Origin of the sequence: Halopelagius longus, from assembly GCF_900100875.1 — an archaeon.
Taxonomy (GTDB): Archaea; Halobacteriota; Halobacteria; order Halobacteriales; family Haloferacaceae; genus Halopelagius; species Halopelagius longus.
Genome location: NZ_FNKQ01000003.1, coordinates 787,994 through 807,922, shown reverse-complemented (window position 1 = coordinate 807,922; position 19,929 = coordinate 787,994). Strand labels below are relative to the sequence as shown.

Sequence of the window (19,929 nt, the reverse complement as noted above, 5' to 3'; positions counted from 1 at the left end):
CGAGTAGTACAACCTTCAACTATGGCAGAACGCGCTCGTCTCTCCTTCCCCCTCCCGCACCGCGCGACAGACGACGGCCTCTCCGCGCGAGGTGAGACGTAATGCGGACGCCCGCGCCCGACGTGCGGCCCGTCGCACTCACCGTCGCCGGAAGCGACTCCGGGGGCGGGGCGGGCATCCAAGCGGACCTGAAGACGATGGAGGCGTCCGGCGTCTTCGGGACGAGCGTTATCACGAGCGTCACCGCCCAGAACACCCGCGGCGTCTCCTCGATACATCCCGTCCCGACCGAGGAGGTGCGGGCGCAGTACGAGGCGGTGACCGAGGACTTCGAGGTGGGCGCGGCGAAGACGGGGATGCTCGGCACCGCGGAGATGGTCGAGACGGTCACCGACTGCGTCGCCGAGGCGCCGTTCCCCGTCGTCGTGGACCCGGTGATGGTCGCCACCTCGGGCGACAGACTGCTCGACAGGGACGCCGAACGCGCCTACGAGGACCTTATCGCGGAGTCCGCGGTGGTGACGCCGAACGCCGACGAGGCCGCCGTCCTCACGGGCACCGAACCGACCGACGAGTCCGCGGCGCGAGAGGCGGGCGAAGCGTTGGTCGAGATGGGTGCGGAGGCCGCACTCGTGAAAGGCGGTCACGCTCCCGGCGAGGAAGTCGTCGACGTTCTCGTCACCGAGAAGTCGCGCGTCTCCTTCGCCCACGAACGCGTCGACACCGACGCGACGCACGGGTCGGGATGTACGCTGTCGAGCGCGATAGCCGCGAACCTCGCGCGGGGGATGGACGCCACCGCCGCGGTGGACTCGGCCGTGGCGTTCCTCCAACGCGCCATCCGCTACCCCCTCGACGTCGGCGAAGGGCCGGGGTCGGTCCACCACCTCGCGGAGATGCGCGACCGGGCGGGCCGCACGGAGACGGTCGAAGCGGTGGAGGGCGTCGTGGACAAACTCGTCAGCGCGGGCGCGCGCGCACTCGTCCCCGAAGTCGGCCTGAACGTCGTCGGGGCGACGCCGTACGCGGAACGCCCGGACGAACTCGCGGCGGTCGAGGGTCGAATCGCGCGGACGAAGTCGGGCGTGCGGCCGAACCGGGGCGTCCGCGTCGGCGCGTCGAGTCACCTCTCCGAGTTCCTCCTCGCCGTCCGCGAAGTCGATTCGACCGCCCGGTTCGCGGCGAACTGCCGGTTCGACGACGACGTGGCGGACGCGATGGACGCCCTCGGGTGGTCGGTCGCCCGCGTCGAATCCGCGGGCGAGGACGGTGACGGCGGCGAGAGCGTCTCGCGGGCGGCTGTGCGGAGAGCGGTCGAACCGCCGACGGAGACGCCCGCGGCGGTCGTAGACGGCGGCGCGGTCGGCAGAGAACCGTTGGCGCGCGTCGTCGCCGCCGACGCGGACACCCTCGCGGGACGACTGACGTCGCTGGCCGCCGAACTCGACTCGGCGTAGTTCGAGCCGACGCGAACCCCTTCGCTTCGGGTCGAAAAACGGGACACGGGGGCGAAGTTGGGGGTCGAGCCGATGCGGACGAAACGTACCCCCGAGGGGGTACCGAGACCGCTATAGATTCGGGAGGCGGGCGATTTCCGCGGCGTCTGCGATTCTCCGTCAGTCGTCGCCGTCGTCCTCGCCGCTCCCGTCCTCGTCGTTTTCGGCCGCCGAGAGGCCGTCGTCGCCGCGTTCGAGGGCCTTCGGAGCGTCGTGGTGGTCGGAGTAGCCGTCGAACCAGCGAACGGTGCGTTCGAGTCGGTCCACTACGTGCGCCGGTTCGCCCGACCGGGAGAGTTCGTGCCCCTCGCGGGGGTAGCGCACGAGGCGCGTCTCGACGCCGTTCTTCCGCAGGAACAGGTAGAACATCTCGCCGTTGTTGACCGGGACGCGGAAGTCGTTCTCGGCGTGCATCACCAGCGTCGGCGTCGACACGTCGGCGGCGCGGGCGACGGGCGACTGTTCCCAGAGGAACTCCGGTTCGTCCCACGGCGTCGTGTCGAAGTCGCCCTCGATCAGTTTGAACGCGTCCGTCGACCCGTAGAACGACGAGAGGTCGTAGACGCCGCGTTGGGCCACCGCGCCGCGGAAGAAGTCCGTCTCGCCGACCATCCACCCGGTCATGAACCCGCCGAAGGAACCGCCGGTGAGGAAGGCGTTCTCCTCGTCCACGTAGTCGCGTTCGCAGACGAGTTCGACGCCCGCCATCACGTCCGTCATCGTCACCTCGCCCCAGTTTCGCTCGATGGCGGTGGCGAACTCCTCGCCGTACCCGGTGGAACCGCGCGGGTTCGACCAGAAGACGACGTACCCGCGGGCCGCCAGCAGTTGGAACTCGTGCCACATGGTGCCCGTCGGAGACCACATCGCGTGCGGGCCGCCGTGCACCTCGACGGCGAGGGGGTACGTCTCCTCGGGGTCGAACTCCGGCGGAGTCAGCACCCACCCTTGTAGCTCGACACCATCGTCGGATTCGAACCGTATCTCCTCGGGTTCCTGCACGTCAACGCCTTCGAGGTAGTCGGCGTTGACGTTCGTGAGGCGGCGTTCCTCGCCCTCTCGCAGGCAGAACACGTCGCCGCGGTGGTCCCACTCGCTCTTTGCGACGGCGACCACCGGGTCGTCGGCCGGTCCGCCGACGGACACCGCCGTGGCGTGGCCCTCGCCGACGAGGACGTCCGGTTCGCCGGACGCGTCGCCCGGAACCCGGCGCGCCACGTAGTCGCCCTCGTCGGGCGTCAGGAAGTAGACGCGTTCCTCGTTCGGCCCCCACGAGAGGCCGCCTTGAAGGGCGATATCGCGGTCCAAGTTCTCCGTCGGGACGTACTCCTCGTCGGCCTCCCGGTCGTACACCACCACGTCGGACTGCCGCATCGAGATCTGCTCTTCGGGCGTCCGACCGAACGCGAGACGGCCGTCCGCAGTCGCGTCGAGGACGAGGCCCCACGCCGTCGTCCGCGTCACGTCCTCCGTCTCGCCCGTCGAGAGGTCGTGGGCCACGATGTCGATGACGGCGCTGTCGTCGGGTTCCGTGTCGCCCTGCTGGCGCTTGACGCCGAAGTAGAGCGTCTCCGAGTCGCCCCACGCGGGCGAGACGTGGCCGTACTCGCCGTCGGTGAGTCGTTCGACGCGGGGGGCGTCGGCGTTCGCGTTCTCGCCCGCGTCCGCCTCCGCGCCGCCTCCGTCCCCCGCCTCGTCGAGGTGGACGACGTAGACGTGCGGTTCCGCGCCGTCCTTGTACCGGCCGTGCTGACGGTAGACGAGTCGGTCCACGACGCGGGGGTCCGGCGCCTCGCGTTCGTACTCCTCGTCGCCGAGGTCGGTATCGAGGCCCTCCTCGCGTTCCTCGGCCGTCGTGGACTGCTGGAAGGCTATCTTCGACCCGTCGGGACTCCACGCGACGTTGCCGACGCCGCCGGGAACGTCCGTGACGCGTTCGGCCTCGCCGCCGGCGACGGGGAGAACCCAGAGTTGCGGCCGGTCGTCGTCCGCGCCCCGCGTGGAGACGAACGCGAGTCGGTCGCCGGAGGGACTCCACCGCGGTTGGGAGTCGACGCCCTCCGAGACGGTGAACCGTCGAGCCTCCCCCTTGCCGTCCGTCGGGACGAGGTAGACCGTCTGTTCGTACGATTCGTCGTCGGTCGGCACCTTTCGGACGAACGCGACGCGGTCGCCGTCGGGCGACACCCGCGGGTCTTCGACCTGTGCGATGTCGCGATAGTCGGTCGCGGAGACGCGAGTCATAGTCGGCCTTGACCGCCGTCACTGATAGAGTTACGTCACCCGGCGGAGAAATCCGGGACGTACGTCAACAGACGGCACGGATAATTTGTTAGAACGTTATCTCTTCCGGAATGTTCTGGACATAATTAGTAATAGTATTATGTGTGGATATTCATCTCACGGTTATGTCTCGAAAACTGAATCGACGTAACTTCGTTGCGGCCGCAGGCCTCGCTGGCATCGCCGGCCTCGCCGGATGTTCCGGCGGCGGCGGTGGCGGCGAAGGCACCGAGGGCGAAGAGACGACCGGTGGCGAGGGAACCACCGCCGGTGAGGAGACGACGGCGGGCGAGGAGACGACCGAAGGCGAGGGCGGCGACGGCGGCAGTTCGCGCCTCTCGTGGCACGCCGGCGGCACGGGCGGGACGTACTTCCCCCTCTCGAACGAGTTCAAGTCGGTCGTCGAGGAGAACACCGACTACAAACTGCAGGTCCAGTCCACCGGCGCGTCCGTCGAGAACGTCGGCAGTCTGGCCCGCGGCGACGCCGACTTCGCCCTCATCCAGAACGACATCGCCTACTTCGCGGCCAACGGCGAGGGCATCGACGCCTTCCAAGGGAGTCCCGTCAAGAACCTCCGCGGCGTCGCGACGCTGTACCCCGAAACCATCCACATCGTCACGCTGGCGAACACGGGCATCGAACAGCCCTCGGACCTCTCGGGTGCGACCATCAACACCGGTGACCTCGGGTCGGGCACGCAGGTGAACGCGGTCCAGATCCTCGAAGCCCTCGGCATCAGCGACTACTCCGAGCAGAACACCGGCTTCTCGCAGGCGTCCGACCAACTCCGCAACGGCGACATCGACGCCGCGTTCGTCGTCGGCGGGTGGCCCGTCGGCGCCATCGAGGAACTCTCCGCGACGAACGACGTGCGCATCGTCCCCATCGAGGGCGAGAACCGACAAGCCGTCATGGACTCCGCGCCGTTCTACGCAGAAGACGAGATTCCGTCCGGCACGTACGGCCTCGAGTCGGCCGCGCCGACGGTGTCCGTCCAAGCGATGATCGCGACGAACGCCGAACAGCCCGAACAGACCGTCCAAGAGGTCACGGCGGCCATCTTCGACAACGTGGACCAACTCTCCATCAAGACGGACTTCATCAGCAAGGAGTCGGCACAGGACGGCATGTCCATCGACCTCCACCCCGGGGCGCAGGCGTACTTCGGTAAGTAATTCCCCACGCTCCACCGTCTATCGCCCGGACAATGAACGGACGAACGCTCGGCCGGTTCGCTGCTATCTTTCTCGTACTCGTCCTGACGGTGGGGGCGAGCGCGGCGGTACCGGGAGGTAACGTACTCGTCGTCAGCGACGCCGAAACCGGCGAAGACCTGCTGACCGTCCCCGTCTCGGAGGGAACGACCGTCGCGATAGAGTACACTCACAGCGTCGAGAAGACGCAGGTGATAGACGAGTACACCGTCCGCGGCGACGAACTGGAGATGACGCGGATGGTGTTTCACTCGTTCGGCGCCGGCCTCCCCGCCCGCGCGGACGTCCGCCACGTGAACGGGTCGTACGTCTTCGACCCGCCGGGGTCCTACGAGGAGTTCTACGTCAAGCCCGGCCACGTCGCCGGCCACGAACTCCGCGTCGGCGACGAGACGTACGACCTCGTCGCCCTCTCCGACGCGCGGAGCGTTCGCCTCAGTATCGAGCAACGGTCGCTTCTGGACCGGGCCCTCCCCGCCTTCACACGACAATGACTGACTCACACGACGACGGTCGGTCCGCCGACCGACACGACGACCGAGAGTGCGCGAGCGACTGCCGTTCGGACGAGCGTTCCGACGCCTCGACGCCGGACGCGGGGACGGAGCGGTCGTATCTGACCGACGGCGGACGAGATACAGACGATACGAACGCCGAGGACGTGGACGCGGCGCCCGCGGGCGCGGCCACAGACGAGGTGGACGAGGAGATGTCCGAGGAGGAGGCCCAAGAGCTCATAGAGGAGATAGAGCGGAAGCGCTCCTTCGCCGGACCGGCCGCGATTCTCGTCTCCGCCATCGCCATCGCCTTCTCGCTGTTTCAGGTGTGGCTGGCCGCCCGCGGATTCGAGTTCCAAGCCGAACTGCCGTTCGTCGGCGAAGTCGGATTCGGCGCGCTCCAACTCCTGCAGGTCAACGCCGTCCACGTCGCCTTCGGTCTCGTCTTGGCGTTTCTCCTCTTCCCGCCGACCACCGGCGACGGCGCGATAGCGCGCAGGCTCGCCGCCGTCGTCCCCGCACTGGGGGACAGACTGGGCGACGACAACCCCGTCACCCGCGCGGCCGTCGGCGCGCGCCGCGTCGTCCGGTGGCTCGCGGTCGACCCCGAGCGAGAGCGCGTTACGCCGATAGACGCGGTGTTCGTCGTCTGCGCCGCGGCGACGGCGGCGTACATGGTGTTCGAGTTCGACGAGATTCAACAACTGCGCGTCCTCGGCCTCGAAGCCGGCCGGAGCGTCGCGCAGTATCTCGGCCCGCAAGGCCCGTTCGCGGCGGCGACGAACGTGATTCCGCTCGGCGAGATAGTGGGCGTCCTGCCGTTCTCGGACGTCGCCTACGCCTACGTCCTCGGCGTCGTCGGCGTCCTCCTCGTCCTCGAAGCGACGCGGCGGTCGCTGGGCGTCTACCTGATGCTCATCGTCGCGTCGTTCATCGTCTACGCGCGGTACGGCTACCTCATCCCGGGAAGCGCGCCCCTCGTCGGCGTCCTCTCCATCCCGGAGGGGTCGTGGGCGAACATCGTCCAGAACCTCTGGTACAACACCGAAAACGGGGTGTTCGGCATCCCGGTGACCGTCTCGGTGCAGTTCATCTACATCTTCATCCTCTTCGGGGCGTTCCTGGAGATGTCCGGCGCGGGGCAGTGGTTCATCGACCTCGCGTACGCGGCGACGGGGACGCGACGCGGCGGTCCCGCGAAGGCGTCCATCCTCGCGTCGGGGTTCATGGGGACGATATCGGGGTCGTCCATCGCGAACACCGTCACCACCGGCGCGTTCACCATCCCCCTGATGAAGAAGTCGGGCTACCGCCCCGAGTTCGCGGGCGGCGTGGAAGCCTCGGCGTCCTCGGGCGGGCAGATTCTCCCGCCAGTGATGGGCGCGGCGGCGTTCCTGATGATAGAGTTCATCGGCGTGCCGTTCTCCGACATCATCATCGCCGCCACCATCCCGGCCGTCGTGTTCTTCTTCGGCGTCTGGGTGATGGTCCACCTCGAAGCCGTGCGCGCCGACATCGGCGGACTCGACGCCAGCGACGTCGTCGCCGTGCCGAAACACCTCCGGAAGGGGTGGTTCTACCTCGTCCCCATCCTGCTTCTGCTGTACTTCCTCCTCGTCGAGCGCCTGACGGTCGCTCGCTCGGCGTGGTACACGCTGGTCGCCATCATGGCGCTCATCGCCGGCGTCGCCGCGTACAACCGGCGGACGCGCGTCCCCCTCGTCGGGAGCATCGCGGCGCTTCTGCTCGCGCAGTTCGTCTCGTTCCTCCTGACGGGCGTCGGCGTCGTAGACGCCGCGACGGGCGGCGCGGAGGGCGGCATGGCCCCCGCCGCCGCCGCCTCGGCCGCCGCGGGTGACCTCGGAACCGTCGTCGTCCTCGTGAGCCTCGCGTTCCTCGTCGTCCGCCGGCAGACGGAGTCGCCGCTCATGGACCTCGACCCGGCGGTGGACGAGACGAGCGAGCGACTTTCCGGGGCCGTGGGCCTCCCCCGACTGGCCGACCTGAGCGCCACCCGGTACGCGGCGTTCCTCGGCAAGTCGCTCGACTCGGGCGCGCGGACGGCGACGGAAGTCGTCATCGCCGTCGCCGCCGCCGGCATCATCCCCGGCGTCGTCAGCGCGACGGGCCTCGGCCCGAACCTGACGGCCCTCATCAAAGCCGTCGCCGCGGGCTCTATCGTCCTGCTGCTTCTGTTCACCGCCATCGCCTCCATCATCCTCGGGATGGGGATGCCGACGACGGTGACGTACATCATCCTCGTGTCGCTTCTCGGCCCCGCCATCGCCCAGTCGAGCGACATTCCGCTCCTGGCGGCGCACCTGTTCATCCTCTACTTCGGCGTCATCGCCGACATCACGCCGCCGGTGGCCGTGGCGGCGTACGCGGCGTCCGGCATCGCCCGCTCGGACCCGTTCAAGACCGGCATCGAGGCGTTCTCGCTGTCGCTCAACAAGGCCATCGTGCCGTTCGCCTTCGCGCTCACCCCCGGCATCCTCCTGCTCCGCGGGCGCGGCGCGGACGCGCGCGTCATCACGTTCGCGGACGTGGCCGACGTGGGCTGGTTCGTCCCGGAGGTGGTGATTCCCGTCGCGGGCGTGTTCGTCGGCGTCGTCGGCCTCGGCGTCACCGTCATCGGCCACCTGTACGGACCCGCCGACCGCTCGGACCGCGCCCTGTTCGCGGCGTCGGCGTTCCTGCTGATGGCTCCGATGCTGGTTCTCAACGCCTTCACCGACCTCACCGGCGCGGTGGGCCTCTTGGAGAACTTCGGCGACCCGGTGGTCGTGGACGTGGCGATGCGGTTCGTCGGCGGCGCTCTCTTCGGCGCGCTCGTCCTCCAGAACCGTCGGAGCGCCGACGAGGAGGCCGAGGCGACGGCCGTCTCGGCGAGCGACTGACTCTCAGAACCGTCCGATTCCGAACTGCGAGATGTCGGTGTCGGGCGTCTCGCCCCGAACCGCCTGCGCGAGTAGTTTTCCGCTGTACGGGCCGAGTTGGAGACCGGTCGGTCCGTGTCCGGTGGCGACGTACGCGCCGGAGACGCCGGGAACCTCGCCCAAGACGGGGTGGCCGTCCTCGCTCAGCGGTCTGAGCCCGACGCGCAACGTTCGGAGCGACGCGTCCGACAGTCCCGGCGCGACGCGGAGCACTTCCTCGAACACCTCGCGCAGGCCCGCGACGGTGGTGTGCGGTGCGAACCCCGCACCCGTCTCCCGCGTCGCGCCCGCGGCGACGCGCCCGTCGTCCCACGACACCATGTAGTGACCCTCGAACGGACTGACGATGGGCCACCCCTCGGTGTCTTCGTCCACGTCGAGGTGGACTATCTGCCCGCGTTGCGGTTCGACGGGCACCTCGACGCCCAACTGCGATTCGAACGCCGCCGACCACGCGCCGCCCGCGACGACGACGTTCTCGGCGTCGATTTCGCTCCCGTCTTCGAGCGTGACGCCGCGAACCTCACCGCCGTCGAGGCGTATCTCCGCGACGCTCGCCTCGCGTTCGGTCAGGCCGTGCGTCCGCCCGGCGCGCCTGAGGGCCGCCTCGAACGTCCGCCCGTCCACGCGGGCGGCGGCGTCGTAGTAGAACGCGCGTTCCGTCTCCGCGAGCGGCGGGAACCGCGATTTCGCCTCCTCGGCGTCGAGTTCGCGAATCGTCCCCGGCGCGGGCGTCCCGTATCGCTCCCGCCGTTTTCGGACGAGTTCGAGCGTCCGGTCGTACGCGTCGGCCTCCGCGTCGTCGACGGCGACGGAGAGCAGTCCGCGCTCCGCGTACCCGTGGGGGCCGTCCTGTTCGGCTTCGAGCGCCGACACCAACTCGTCGTAGTAGTCGACGGCTTCGACGGCGAAGCGGACCCACGTTTCGTCGTCTCTACTCGTCGTCGCCGGCGAGAGGATGCCCGCGCCGGCGTCCGTCGCGCGGCCCTCGTCGCGGCGGTCCGCGAGGAGGGCGTCGGTGCCCTCGCGAGCGAGGTGGTAGGCGACGGACGACCCGACGATGCCGCCGCCGACCACTACCGCATCGTAGCTGTCTGTCACGAACGGGGCGAGGGAATCCGGCGACGTGAGTGTACCGCTCCCGGCGGTTCGGGCGGGCTCCGTCACTCGATGTCGGCCCGACCGCTGGTGGCGCTTCGAATCTCGTCTCTGAGCGCCGCACCCTCCTCGGTCGGCGCTCGAACGTCGAAGGAGACGTCCGCCTCGTAGGCCGCGTCGAACTCGACGCCCGCGCTCTCCAACAGGCCGCGGACGGTCCCGGAGTCGTCGTACTCGACGGCGACGGAGAACGTCTCGTGGGGGAGTTCCTCGACGACGCCCGCGTCGTCGATGGCCTCCTTGACGCCGCGGGAGTACGCCCGCGCGAGTCCGCCGACGCCGAGGTTCGTCCCGCCGTAGTAGCGCGTGACGACGGCCACGACGTTCCGAATCTCCCGTTGGACGAGGACGTTCAGGGCGGGGTTGCCCGAGGAGCCGGACGGTTCGCCGTCGTCCGAGGAGTACTCTCGGAGCATCGTCCCCGCGCCCGCCGACTCGCCCCCCGCGGGGACGCGGTAGGCGGGGACGTTGTGCGTCGCGTCGGGGTGTCGCTCGTTTATCTCGGCGACGAACGCCTCCGCCTCCTCGACGGAGTTTGCGGGCGCGACGTAGCCGATGAACTCCGACCCCCGAACCTCGAATGCGGCCTCGCCGCGTCCGGCGACGGTGCGGTAGGCGTCGTCGCTCATGCGACGGGGTAGGGCCGCCATCGGCCAAAAGGTTCGCGCCTCGGGTCGCGGAACCGCGCCGCTCCGGAGCCTCACTCGCCCTTCGAGAGGCGAGGGAGCGACACCGGTCCGGGGGCGTCCGGTACGAGCCACGCCGGGACGACGCGTGTGAGAACGACCATCCCCGTCAGTTCGACGAGCGTCTGGGTCACGACGACGGCCGGAGCCAACTCGTAGCCCGCCGGGAGGGCCAACGCGAGGGGAAGGACGACGAGCGAGTTTCGCGTGACGGACGTGAACACGAGCGCGCGCCCCTCGCCGACGTCCATCCGGAGCAGTCCGGCCGCCACCCGCCCGAGCAGCGGGAGTATCACGAGAAACGCCGCGTACACCGGAACGACGGCCGCGATTTGGCCGGTGGAGTCTCGCACCCGCGGGAGTTGGGAGGCGACGACGACGAACAGCGTCGCGCCGAGCATCGGAACGGGCAGAAGCCCCATCCGCCCCTGCCACCGGTCGCCGGTCGCCGACCGCTCGGCCCACGCTTCGGTCGCCCACGCCAGCGTCAACGGGAGGGCGATGATGAACAGAAACGCCTCGACGAACGGTTCGGGTTCGATGACCGCCGCGACCCGTCGGCCCATGAACAGCCAGAGGTACGCCGGGAGCAACAGGAGTTGAACGAGCATCAGGGCGGGCGTGGTGGCGGTGACCTGTTCGGCGTCGCCGCCCGCGAGTTCGGTGAACGTTATCACGTAGTCGATGCACGGCGTCAGGAGAACCATGAACGCGCCGACGAGGACGACCGGGTCGGCGGGGAGAAACCGGGTGAGCGCCCAGACGACGGCGGGGACGACGAGGAAGTTCATCCCGAGGGCCGCCGCGAGAAAGCGTCCGTTCGCGAACGCGCGGCGGAGTCGAACGAACGGGATTTCGAGGAACGTCACGTAGAGCAGGACGACCAACGCGGGGTCGATGAACCGCTCGAAGGACGCCGCCGCGTCCGGACGAGCGACGCCGAGCCAAATCGCGGCCGCCACGGCGACTGCGTAGACGGCGACCTGATTCCGGCGGAGTCGAGTCCCGACGTCCATCTACGCGTCGTTCGGGAGTGAGACCGAAACCGTTGGCGCTCCGAGGTGGACGAGGGATGCGCGCGAGGGGCGACTCAGGCGATGGATATCTTCCGGACGAACTCCAAGGCGGAGAGTTCGTTCAACAGGTCCCCCGGAAGGGGTTCGTCGGTGACGATGTACAGCTTCGGGTCGTCGGTGAACTCGGGGTCCTCGCTTATCGTCTGCCGGATGGAGATGTCGCGCGCCGCGATTCGAGACGTAACTTCGGCGACGATTCCGGGTTCGTCGGCGTCGCCGGGTTCGACGGTGAGCACCGAGAGGTCCAACACGGGCGCGAGGTCCATCAGACTCGGGATGGAGGAGATGTTCTGGAAGATGCGGCGGAGTTCCTCGTCTTCGAGAATCGCGCTCGTCGTGGAGTCCACGACGCGCCGGTCGACGTCTATCTCGCGCGCGATGCCGGTGTTCGGAATCTCGATACCGCCGGAGACGACGCGCCCCTCGTCGTTCACCGAGAACCCGCGTTCGAGGAGGAGTCGGATGACAGCCTGTTGGCTGGGACTCCCCTCGAACTTCTGCATGATTTCGTCGAACATCCGTCGCCGGACGTTCGCGGCGGGCGGCTTTAATTCTGTACCACCGAGAGCGGGCGACGCCCCGTCTGCCGGGGGTTTAATCAGTCCGACGGCGAGAGGTGGCACGTGCCTATGCGCGAACTTCGCTCCTGCGACTTCTGCGGTGCCGACGCCGACGGCATCTACGAAGTGCTGCCACCCGAACTGTCCCCCGCCGAGGACGAACAGCGTCGCGTCGTCCTCTGCGGCGACTGCGCTTCGACGCTCGAAACCGTCCTCGAACCGCTCCTCGACCGTCTCGGCGTCGAGAGCGGTAGCGGCGGCGACGCCGGACGAGGCCAACAGGGGGGCGTCGAACGCGGACGCGACGACCCGACCGACTCGCTCGGGTCGAACTCCCCGATGGTGGCCGGGAGAGACGCCGCCGACGAACTCTCCGCGGCGGCGTCCGATGCCGACGCTTCGCCGGTCGAACCCGAGACGGCGGGCGACGCCGACTCCGGCGACGCGACGGTGGACGCCGAGACGACCGGCATCGCCGACGCGACGGACGAGGAGGCGGGCGAACCTCTTCAAGCGGCGGCCGCCGAAGACGCGGGCGAACGCGAGGCGACGGAGACGGACGCCGAACGGACGGACGAGAGCGCCGAAGACGAGAGCGCGGACTCGGACGCCGCCCCCGCGGGCGAGGAACCGCCGCAGTTCCGGAAGGTGATGCGCCTGTTGAACAACCGCGAGTTCCCCGTCGAACGGGCCGAAGTCGAGGAACTCGCCGCCGGGGCGTACGACTTAGACGACGACCACGTCCGCGACATCATCGACTACGCCGTCGAACGCGGCGTCCTCGCGGACGACGGCGGTACGTTGAGAAAGGCCTGACCGCTCCGTTTCGATCGTCGCTACAGTTCGCCCTTCGTGCTCGGCGTGTCGCTCCGCCGGGGGTCGACGCGCGTCGCGTCGTCAAGCGAACGCGCGAGCGCTTTGAACAGGGCTTCGACCTCGTGGTGGGCGTTGACGCCCGACACCTCCGCGTGGAGCGTCAGTCCGGCGTTCATCGCCAGCGAGTACGCGAAGTGCCGGGCCATGTCGCTCGCGAACTCGCCGATGCGGTCCTGCGAGAACTCGCCTTCGAACGCGAAGTACGGCCGACCGCTCACGTCCACGACGACGCCCGCGACGGCCTCGTCTAAGGGTACCTTCCGGTCGGCGTAGCGGACGATGCCGCGCTTCTCGCCGAGGGCCTCCGCGAACGCCTCTCCGAGGACGATGGCCACGTCTTCTACGGTGTGGTGGTCGTCGACGTGCAGGTCGCCGTCGCACTGGACCGTCAGGTCGAACAGGCCGTGTTTGGCGAACGCTTCGAGCATGTGGTCGAAGAAACCGAGGCCGGTGTCCACGACGGCGTCGCCGTCACCGTCCACGGCGAGCGTCAGGTCTATCGTCGTCTCCGCCGTCTCCCGCGAGACGGCCGCCGTGCGTTCCGCGTCGTCGCTCATGGCTCCCAGTTCTCGCCCTCCCGTATGACGATTGCGCTCGCGGCACTCGGTTTTTCGAGAGGTTCGTCGCTCGAACGCCGGAAGAAAACGTGACACGTCCGATTCCGGGCGTTATCCCTCCAGTAAGCACCTACCATCGTCAGACGGCTGTCTGCCGGAGATTAATTGGGGACGCGTACAGAGGGGCGGTATGGCCATGCGCTGGAAGGGGGCGGCGGTGGCGTTGTACACGCTCTGTCTCGGGAGTCTGCTGCTGTTCTCCCGGTCGGGCACGGAGACGGCGTTAGGTGTCGCGCTCATCGTCATCGCGTCCGCCGCCGTGGTGACCGCAGTGACGTACCGGTCCGCGGACGGAGTGCGACGCGACGGGCACAACCGCGGGACGCGGCGGGAGTGAACCCCTCCGTTTCCGGTCGAACGACCGGTCGCGCGAGCGTCGCGTCCGACCGAGGCGCGTCTGACGTAGATTGATACGAGGGCGGAGAGAGCGGTCGGATATGGGCCCGAAGCGGGCGGTGTTGACGGCGATATCGTTGCTCGTGAGCGTTCCGTACGTCACCTCTCCGACGCTCTCGGACGTGGGCGTCGGCCTCGTCGTCGCCGGCGCGGGCGTCTACGCGACGGCGGAGTACGTCGCCCGCCGCCTCTCGGCGTGGATTTCGCTGTGACCGCCCGCCCGCGGACGACGCCGACGCTTACTCCGACTCCTCCGCGGCGGCCGCCGCCTCGCGGAGCGTGAACGTCCCTTCGTAGAGCGCAGTCCCGACGACGACGGCGGCGGCCCCGGCGTCCCGCAGGGCGCGAACGTCGTCGAGGGAGGCGACGCCGCCCGACGCGACCACCGGGATATCCACCGCCTCGACGACGCGCCTCGTCACGTCCGTCTGGACGCCCTCCATCCGCCCTTCGACGTCCACGTCGGTGAACAGAATCGCGCCCGCGCCGAGTTCTTCGTACCGACTCGCCGCCTCCGCGGGGTCGAGGCCGGTGCTCTCCGTCCACCCCGAGACGAGCACTTCGCCGTCCTTCGCGTCGAGACTCACCACCACGCGGCCGGGGTAGTCGTCGCTTATCTCCTCGACCAGTTCGGGGTTCTCCACCGCCGCGGTGCCGAGGATGACGCGTTCGACGCCCCGTTCGAGGAGGTTCGACGCGTCGTCGGCCGTCCGGATGCCGCCGCCGAGTTGCACCGGCACGTCCACGGCGTCTACGACCGCCGCCACCGCGTCTGCGTTCTTCCGTTCGCCCTCGAACGCGCCGTCCAAATCGACGAGGTGGAGCGTCTCCGCGCCCTCGCGGACCCACCGTTTCGCGGCCTCGACCGGGTCGCCGTAGCGCTTCTCGGTGCCCCGTTCGCCCTGCACTAACTGCACTACCTCGCCGTCCTGCATGTCCACCGCGGGGACGACTTCGAACGACGGAAACGCGTCTGCCATGTGAACTCGTCCTCGTGCGCCGCGCCTAAAGGCTCCGGAGGCGGCGATTCCGAGTCGGCGTCGGCGGTAGGCCCTCGTCCACTTTTTCGCGCCGACGGTCCGCTCTCGTCCGCCGGAACGCCGACCGGTCGGACGAACCGATAACTCGGAATCGAAAGAGGTCGCTGTGGTTCGGAACGGCTTTGTCGCCGGGCGAACCAGTACCCCACGATGAAACTGTTCGGTTCGAGTGGGACGAGAGGGGTGGTCGGCGACGGCCTCTCCCCGGAGTTCGTCCTCCGGGTGGCGAAGGCGGCAGGGACCGTCTGGGACACCGACCGCGTGGTGGTGGCCCGCGACACCCGGACGACGGGGGAGATGCTGTCGAACGCCGCCGAGAGCGGACTGGCCAGCGTCGGGGTGGACGTCGACCAACTCGGCGTCGTCCCGACGCCGGGCGTCGTCCGCTACTGCGAAGTCGAGGAGGTGCCGGCCGTCGTCATCACCGCCTCGCACAACCCGCCGGAGTACAACGGCATCAAGTTAGTCGGGTCCGACGGCGTCGAACTGTCCGTCGCCGAACTCGAACGCATCGAGAACCACATCCTCTCGGAGGAGTTCGCGACGGCGACGTGGGAGGACGTCGGGCGCGTCCGAACCGTCGAGTCGGCCAACCGCGACTACGTCGCGGACCTCCTCTCGGCGGTGGACCGAGAGACGATAGCCGAGGCGGATCTGACCGTCGCCCTCGACCCGGGCCACGGCGCGGGCGCACTCACGAGTCCGCAGTTCTTCCGCGAACTGGGCTGTGAGGTCGTCACGGTCAACGCCACGCCGGACGGCACCTTCCCGGGGCGCAACTCCGAACCGGTCGGGAGCGAACTGGAGGACCTCTGTCGCCTCGTGACGGCCGCGGACGCCGACGTGGGTATCGCCCACGACGGCGACGCCGACAGGGCCGTCTTCGTGGACGAGAACGGCGAGTTCATCCCCGGGGAGTCGTCGCTCGCGGCTCTGGCCGCCGAGAACCTCTCTGAGGGCGACACGACGGTGGCCGCCGTCAACGTCTCGCAACGACTCGTGGACGTCTGCGACGAGGTGGGCGCGGACCTCGAACTGACGCCCATCGGCGCGACGAACATCATCACGCGCATCCAGGAACTGTGGGCGCGCGGGGAGTCGGTCCCCATCGCGGGCGAGGGCAACGGGGGCGTCTTCTTCCCGAACTTCCGCCTCGTCCGCGACGGCGCGTTCGTCGGCGCGAAGTTCCTCGAACTCGTCGCCGACACCCCGGCGAGCGAACTCGCCGCGCCGTACGCCGACTACCACAACGTCCGCGTGAATCTGGAGTACGAGACGGAGGCGGAACTGGAGGCGATGCTCGACGCCGCCCGCGAGTACGCCGAGAACTCCTCGGCGACGCCGAACACCACGGACGGCTACCGCCTCGACTACGGCGACGCGTGGGTTCTCGTCCGTCCCTCGGGAACCGAACCGAAGGTGCGCGTCTACGCCGAGTCCAGCGACCTCGAACGGGCGCAGGAACTCGCGGACGGGGCCGAATCCGCGCTTCGCGTCGCTCTCGACGACGCGCGCTGACTTCGGTCGCAGAGCGGACCCCCTCGACTTCTCTTCTCGCCGTCTCCCGTCGCCATCGAGCCTCGGTCAGAGACTGATGATGCCGAACAGAAAGCAGAGCAGGCCGAGAAACAGGAGCACCGCTCCGCGCTCTATCGAGATATCCTCGACGGGGTCGTCGGGGGCCTCCTCGCGTTCGTCGGGGGGGAGGAGCCACGCCGTGGGGTCCTCCTCGACGTCGAGGCGGGCGGCCGCCCGGCGCGTCCGGAGTGCTCTCGCCGCGTAGAACAGACAGATTGCGCCCACGACGAACGCGGTGGCGGCGACGACGACCATGCGTCAGTCCTCGTCCGTCTCGTCGAGGACCGCCGCGAGGCGGTCCCGTGACTCCCGGACGGCTTCGAGTTCCGCCTCGACCGCCCCCGACCGGAGACGGGAGAGTTGTTCGTCGGTCACTTCGCTGCGGGCGCGGGCGGCAGTCCGGAGGCGGGCGTAGTCGTCGCGGTACGTCAGGTCCCGCACGCGGCGCAGGGTGGCGACGGTGTCCTCGGAGGCGAACCGATCGAGGAGCGAGATTATCTCGTCGGCCCGGCGGCGGAGAACCTCCGCTTGCGGCGGCGGCCACGAGACGACGAGGGGGTCGGCGTCGAGTCGTTCGAGGTACGTCCGGTGGACGGCGACGGACGTCTGAAGCGCCGCCGCGTCGTCGACGTAGTGGTCGAGTTTCGACCCGGAGTAGCCGGTGTACTCGAGCAGTTTCGGTATCGGGTGGTCGCCGCCGGGGTTCTCGCGCACGTAGTCGAGAACGTCCCGCGGCGGCGACTGGAACTCGACTAACGGGTACGACTCCGCCGTCGCCGGCAGGTCGAGTACCTCCCGGGCGGGAGCCTCCTCCTTCCACGTCCGAAACTCCTCGCGGACCGCCTCGGCGTACGCCTCGATCGGCTCTTCGAGGCGTTCGACCGGCGCGTCCAAGTCCGCCTCGCCGAGGGAGACCAGATCCGCGAGTTCGTCCGCTCGCTCGTCTAACTCCTTCAGTCGGAGGGTGGCGTCGCGGCGCACCGCTTCGAGTTCCTCGCCGGCCTCCGCGCGCCGGTCGAGGAGTCGTTTGAGGTCCGCCGCCGGTTGGAGGTCCTCGCGCGCTCCGTCGAAGTCGCGTTCGCGGAGTCGCCTGCGGTCCATGCGCTCTGCGGCGTCCTCGAACGCCTCGCGGGCGGGGGCGTCCTCGGGGAGGTCCTCGACGAGGCCGAGGAACTCGTCTTGGAACTCGACGTACGCCTGGAAGTCGCCCGTCCCCGTCGCGGAGTCCTCGTAGTTGTCGAGGAGCGCCGTCGCTCGTCGGTACGCGCCGACCGCGCGGTTCACCGCGTCTTCGCCGTGGTCTTCGATGGCGGACTCGACGTCGTCGACGGCCGCTCTCGCCTCGCGGAGTCGGGCCACGAGGCCCGAAACGTCGGGGTGGGTCGCCTCGTTCTCGCCGACGTCCGCCGTTGTGGCGTCTGTCATCGTCTGTCGATCAGTCGTACACCTCGTCGGGGTCGAAGACGCGTTCGCCGACCGTCTCGCCGTCGACGGTGCGGTGGAAACACGAGCGGTGACCGGTGTGGCACGCGCCGCCGGTCTGTTCGACGACGTACAGGAGGGCGTCGGCGTCGCAGTCGACGCGCACCTCCCGAACGGTCTGGGTGTGTCCGCTCGTCGCGCCCTTCTCCCACAGTTCGTCCCGGCTCCGGGAGTAGTAGTGCGCCCGTCCGGTTTCGCGCGTCCGCTCTAAGGCCTCCGGCGAGACGTACGCGAGCATCAGCACCTCCCCGGAGTCGGCGTCCTGCGCGACTGCGGGGACGAGTCCACTCTCGCCGAACGCCACCTCCACGTCCTCGGTCATCGCGTCGAACCATGCGGTGCCGGCCGATATGTCTTTTGTACCGGCGGAGGAGTCAGTCGGCCGCCGTCCGTCGGCCGAAGCGGACGCCGGCGTTGGTACAGACCAAGAGTCCCCCGGCCGCGAGGACGACGAGCGCTATCCGCAGTCCGCCGTCGATGGGGAGTCCGTCGTGGACGCCGAAGATACCGAGCAGGAGCAACACGACCGCCGGAATCGCGTTTTCGAGGCCGCCCTCGTTCGGGCCGCCGGTCCACGCCTCCCCCTCCGCGACGGTCAGGCCCCCGCCGACGCCCCAGAGCGCCGCGTTGGTCGCCGCGAGGAGGGCGTCCGGAAACAGCAGGTACGCGACGGTCCCGCCGAGGACGGCGGCGACGACGCCGACGCCGACGGGTCGGTTCAGGGTCACGGGCGGGCGTTTCGTCGCCCGAAGAGAAAAAACGACGGCTCAGACGATACCGAGGGCACCGACGGCGCCGAACAGTACGTCGCCGTAGGTGAACGCGACGACGGTGCCGAAGAACATCGGGACGAGGAACGGGATGCCCGGCGAGATCCACACTTCGTCGGTCGTCGTCACGACGTCGAGGCCGCCCCGGAGTTTCTCCGGCGTCGTCCCGTACGCCGACCCTTCGATGGAGTCGAGGAACGCCTCCGCGCCCCACGGGTCCTCGGCGTCGACGATAGCCGCCGCGGCGGCGTGAGCATCGGCGTCCGACCCCGCGTCGGCGGCGACTCCACCGTCGGTAGCGACGCCGTCGCCGACTGCGCCGTCGGTGGGGTCGTACGTCTGCGAGATGCTGGCCGGGTCGCGGTGGCCCTCGGGGTCGTCTCTGAGTGCCGCGAGCGTCGTCCCGCGCCACCGCAGGTACATCCGGAGGGCGTCGATGTCGAGTCCGTTGCGGGTGTAGCCGTCGGGCGTCTCGAACAGGCGGCCGTGCGCCGTCGAGAGGTCGGCGGTGGCGATGCGCCGACCGAAGAACAGGAGCGGAATCTCCGTGTCGCCGTCGAGGACGTTCCGGACGGCCATCGCCAGCGGATAGCCGACGGCGAAGATGACCGTGTTCGTGAGGATGGTCATCGAGAACACGCCGAGCGTCGTCGCCTCCGCGGGCAGGGCGATTCCGGGCAGGTAGTACGTCGGAAACGTCGGCAGCAGTATCGAGAAGGTGATGAGCGCCTTCGCGTCGGCGCCGCCGAACCCGCCGAGATACCAGAAGGCGTACGAAAGCGGTGCGACGAACAGCAGGCTCACGCCGACGCGGACGAAGAACAGTCGGTCGGCTAACGTCGCGAACGAGAGGTGTCCGAGGGCGTCCCACGCGAGGAGGACGACGCCGAGTGCGACGAGCGGATACCAGGTGACGCTCGGAACGCGACGCGTCTCCACGTCACGCCAAGCCGCCCACCCCAACACCGGGACGACGAGGAGTCGGAGCAGGTCGGGTACGGTGGCGAACATACGGGCACACTGCACCGGGGGGAGTTATCGTTTTGGTATCCTGAAAGTCGAGAAACACGACGGGACGTCGGAGGCGCGAAGGCTCAAACAGCGGTAAATGCGCCGCTCAGAGGCGTCTCAGTCGGGGGCTCGCCGCGAACGCCTCTTCGGGACCGACGAGACGGGAAGCAGCGACGTGGGTGACCCGTTCTCTACCGCCGCCCCGTTCGTACTGTCAGCAGTCCTTTACTGATAGGGAGCGACGATT

At 69.0% G+C, this 19,929-nt stretch carries 20 protein-coding genes; 8 read left to right on the top strand and 12 right to left on the bottom strand.

The genetic code is table 11. From position 1 onward, the window contains the following. The first annotated feature begins 101 nt into the window (after positions 1-101). Positions 102-1,457, top strand: a complete 1,356-nt coding sequence (thiD, locus tag BLS11_RS14875) for a bifunctional hydroxymethylpyrimidine kinase/phosphomethylpyrimidine kinase (protein WP_092538523.1) — start codon at positions 102-104, stop codon at positions 1,455-1,457. Between the two features lie 159 nt (positions 1,458-1,616). On the opposite strand, the gene BLS11_RS14870 is transcribed toward thiD, so the two are convergent. Beyond that, on the bottom strand, positions 1,617-3,740 hold the full coding sequence (locus tag BLS11_RS14870; RefSeq protein ID WP_092538522.1) for a S9 family peptidase: 2,124 nt from the start codon (positions 3,738-3,740) through the stop codon (positions 1,617-1,619). A 164-nt stretch (positions 3,741-3,904) separates the two neighbouring features. On the opposite strand from BLS11_RS14870, the gene BLS11_RS14865 reads away from it, so the two are divergent. Genes BLS11_RS14865 through BLS11_RS14855 form a run of 3 tightly spaced genes read left to right on the top strand, consistent with a single transcriptional unit; the run spans position 3,905 to position 8,393 of the window. Beyond that, the gene (locus BLS11_RS14865) at positions 3,905-4,957 is read left to right on the top strand and encodes a TAXI family TRAP transporter solute-binding subunit (protein WP_092538521.1); all 1,053 of its coding nucleotides are present in this window, start codon (positions 3,905-3,907) and stop codon (positions 4,955-4,957) included. Positions 4,958-4,989: 32 nt separating this feature from the next. Then, positions 4,990-5,490, top strand: a complete 501-nt coding sequence (locus tag BLS11_RS14860; protein ID WP_092538520.1) for a DUF1850 domain-containing protein — start codon at positions 4,990-4,992, stop codon at positions 5,488-5,490. After that, on the top strand, positions 5,487-8,393 hold the full coding sequence (locus BLS11_RS14855; protein ID WP_092538519.1) for a TRAP transporter permease: 2,907 nt from the start codon (positions 5,487-5,489) through the stop codon (positions 8,391-8,393). The genes BLS11_RS14860 and BLS11_RS14855 overlap by 4 nt, the downstream gene beginning before the upstream one ends. A 3-nt stretch (positions 8,394-8,396) precedes the next feature. On the opposite strand, the gene BLS11_RS14850 is transcribed toward BLS11_RS14855, so the two are convergent. The 4 genes from BLS11_RS14850 to BLS11_RS14835 form a co-directional block, all read right to left on the bottom strand. Then, positions 8,397-9,533, bottom strand: coding sequence for an NAD(P)/FAD-dependent oxidoreductase (locus BLS11_RS14850; protein ID WP_092538630.1), 1,137 nt, complete (start codon positions 9,531-9,533; stop codon positions 8,397-8,399). Positions 9,534-9,595: 62 nt separating this feature from the next. Continuing rightward, positions 9,596-10,219 carry an IMPACT family protein gene (locus BLS11_RS14845; RefSeq protein WP_092538518.1) on the bottom strand — a complete coding sequence of 208 codons (624 nt, stop codon included), beginning with the start codon at positions 10,217-10,219 and terminating at the stop codon, positions 9,596-9,598. 71 nt (positions 10,220-10,290) lie between these two features. After that, complete coding sequence (locus BLS11_RS14840; RefSeq protein WP_092538517.1) at positions 10,291-11,292, bottom strand: arsenic resistance protein; 1,002 nt, start codon at positions 11,290-11,292, stop codon at positions 10,291-10,293. 74 nt (positions 11,293-11,366) lie between these two features. After that, positions 11,367-11,870 (bottom strand): TrpY family transcription regulator, encoded by a 504-nt coding sequence (locus BLS11_RS14835; protein WP_092538516.1) that lies wholly within the window; start codon positions 11,868-11,870, stop codon positions 11,367-11,369. 111 nt (positions 11,871-11,981) lie between these two features. Here BLS11_RS14835 and BLS11_RS14830 point away from each other — a divergent pair, with 111 nt between their 5' ends. Next, a complete protein-coding gene (locus BLS11_RS14830; protein ID WP_092538515.1) occupies positions 11,982-12,728 on the top strand; it encodes a prolipoprotein diacylglyceryl transferase in 747 nt (248 codons plus the stop codon). A gap of 20 nt (positions 12,729-12,748) precedes the next feature. On the opposite strand, the gene hisB is transcribed toward BLS11_RS14830, so the two are convergent. Continuing rightward, positions 12,749-13,345 (bottom strand): imidazoleglycerol-phosphate dehydratase HisB, encoded by a 597-nt coding sequence (hisB, locus tag BLS11_RS14825; RefSeq protein ID WP_092538514.1) that lies wholly within the window; start codon positions 13,343-13,345, stop codon positions 12,749-12,751. Positions 13,346-13,535: 190 nt separating this feature from the next. Here hisB and BLS11_RS14820 point away from each other — a divergent pair, with 190 nt between their 5' ends. Together BLS11_RS14820 and BLS11_RS19510 are read left to right on the top strand one after the other, a co-directional pair. Continuing rightward, positions 13,536-13,742: a hypothetical protein gene (locus tag BLS11_RS14820; protein WP_092538513.1), complete on the top strand. Its 207-nt coding sequence runs from the start codon at positions 13,536-13,538 to the stop codon at positions 13,740-13,742. A gap of 100 nt (positions 13,743-13,842) precedes the next feature. Beyond that, on the top strand, positions 13,843-14,013 hold the full coding sequence (locus tag BLS11_RS19510) for a hypothetical protein (RefSeq protein ID WP_175454465.1): 171 nt from the start codon (positions 13,843-13,845) through the stop codon (positions 14,011-14,013). A gap of 27 nt (positions 14,014-14,040) precedes the next feature. Here BLS11_RS19510 and hisA read toward each other — a convergent pair whose 3' ends face one another. Continuing rightward, positions 14,041-14,781 carry a 1-(5-phosphoribosyl)-5-[(5-phosphoribosylamino)methylideneamino]imidazole-4-carboxamide isomerase gene (hisA, locus tag BLS11_RS14815; RefSeq protein WP_092538512.1) on the bottom strand — a complete coding sequence of 247 codons (741 nt, stop codon included), beginning with the start codon at positions 14,779-14,781 and terminating at the stop codon, positions 14,041-14,043. Positions 14,782-14,991: 210 nt separating this feature from the next. Between hisA and glmM the strand changes: the two genes are divergently transcribed. Next, entirely contained in the window at positions 14,992-16,359 is a 1,368-nt protein-coding gene (glmM, locus tag BLS11_RS14810) for a phosphoglucosamine mutase (protein ID WP_092538511.1), read from the top strand. A gap of 66 nt (positions 16,360-16,425) precedes the next feature. Here glmM and BLS11_RS14805 read toward each other — a convergent pair whose 3' ends face one another. Genes BLS11_RS14805 through BLS11_RS14785 form a run of 5 tightly spaced genes read right to left on the bottom strand, consistent with a single transcriptional unit; the run spans position 16,426 to position 19,682 of the window. After that, the gene (locus tag BLS11_RS14805; protein WP_092538510.1) at positions 16,426-16,674 is read right to left on the bottom strand and encodes a hypothetical protein; all 249 of its coding nucleotides are present in this window, start codon (positions 16,672-16,674) and stop codon (positions 16,426-16,428) included. 3 nt (positions 16,675-16,677) lie between these two features. After that, the gene (locus tag BLS11_RS14800) at positions 16,678-17,844 is read right to left on the bottom strand and encodes a DUF7118 family protein (RefSeq protein WP_245698919.1); all 1,167 of its coding nucleotides are present in this window, start codon (positions 17,842-17,844) and stop codon (positions 16,678-16,680) included. 10 nt (positions 17,845-17,854) lie between these two features. Further along, positions 17,855-18,223 (bottom strand): phosphoribosyl-AMP cyclohydrolase, encoded by a 369-nt coding sequence (gene hisI / locus BLS11_RS14795; protein ID WP_092538509.1) that lies wholly within the window; start codon positions 18,221-18,223, stop codon positions 17,855-17,857. Between the two features lie 52 nt (positions 18,224-18,275). Further along, positions 18,276-18,629 carry a hypothetical protein gene (locus BLS11_RS14790; protein WP_245698917.1) on the bottom strand — a complete coding sequence of 118 codons (354 nt, stop codon included), beginning with the start codon at positions 18,627-18,629 and terminating at the stop codon, positions 18,276-18,278. Positions 18,630-18,668: 39 nt separating this feature from the next. After that, positions 18,669-19,682 (bottom strand): A24 family peptidase, encoded by a 1,014-nt coding sequence (locus tag BLS11_RS14785; RefSeq protein ID WP_092538508.1) that lies wholly within the window; start codon positions 19,680-19,682, stop codon positions 18,669-18,671. Between the last annotated feature and the right edge of the window lie 247 nt (positions 19,683-19,929).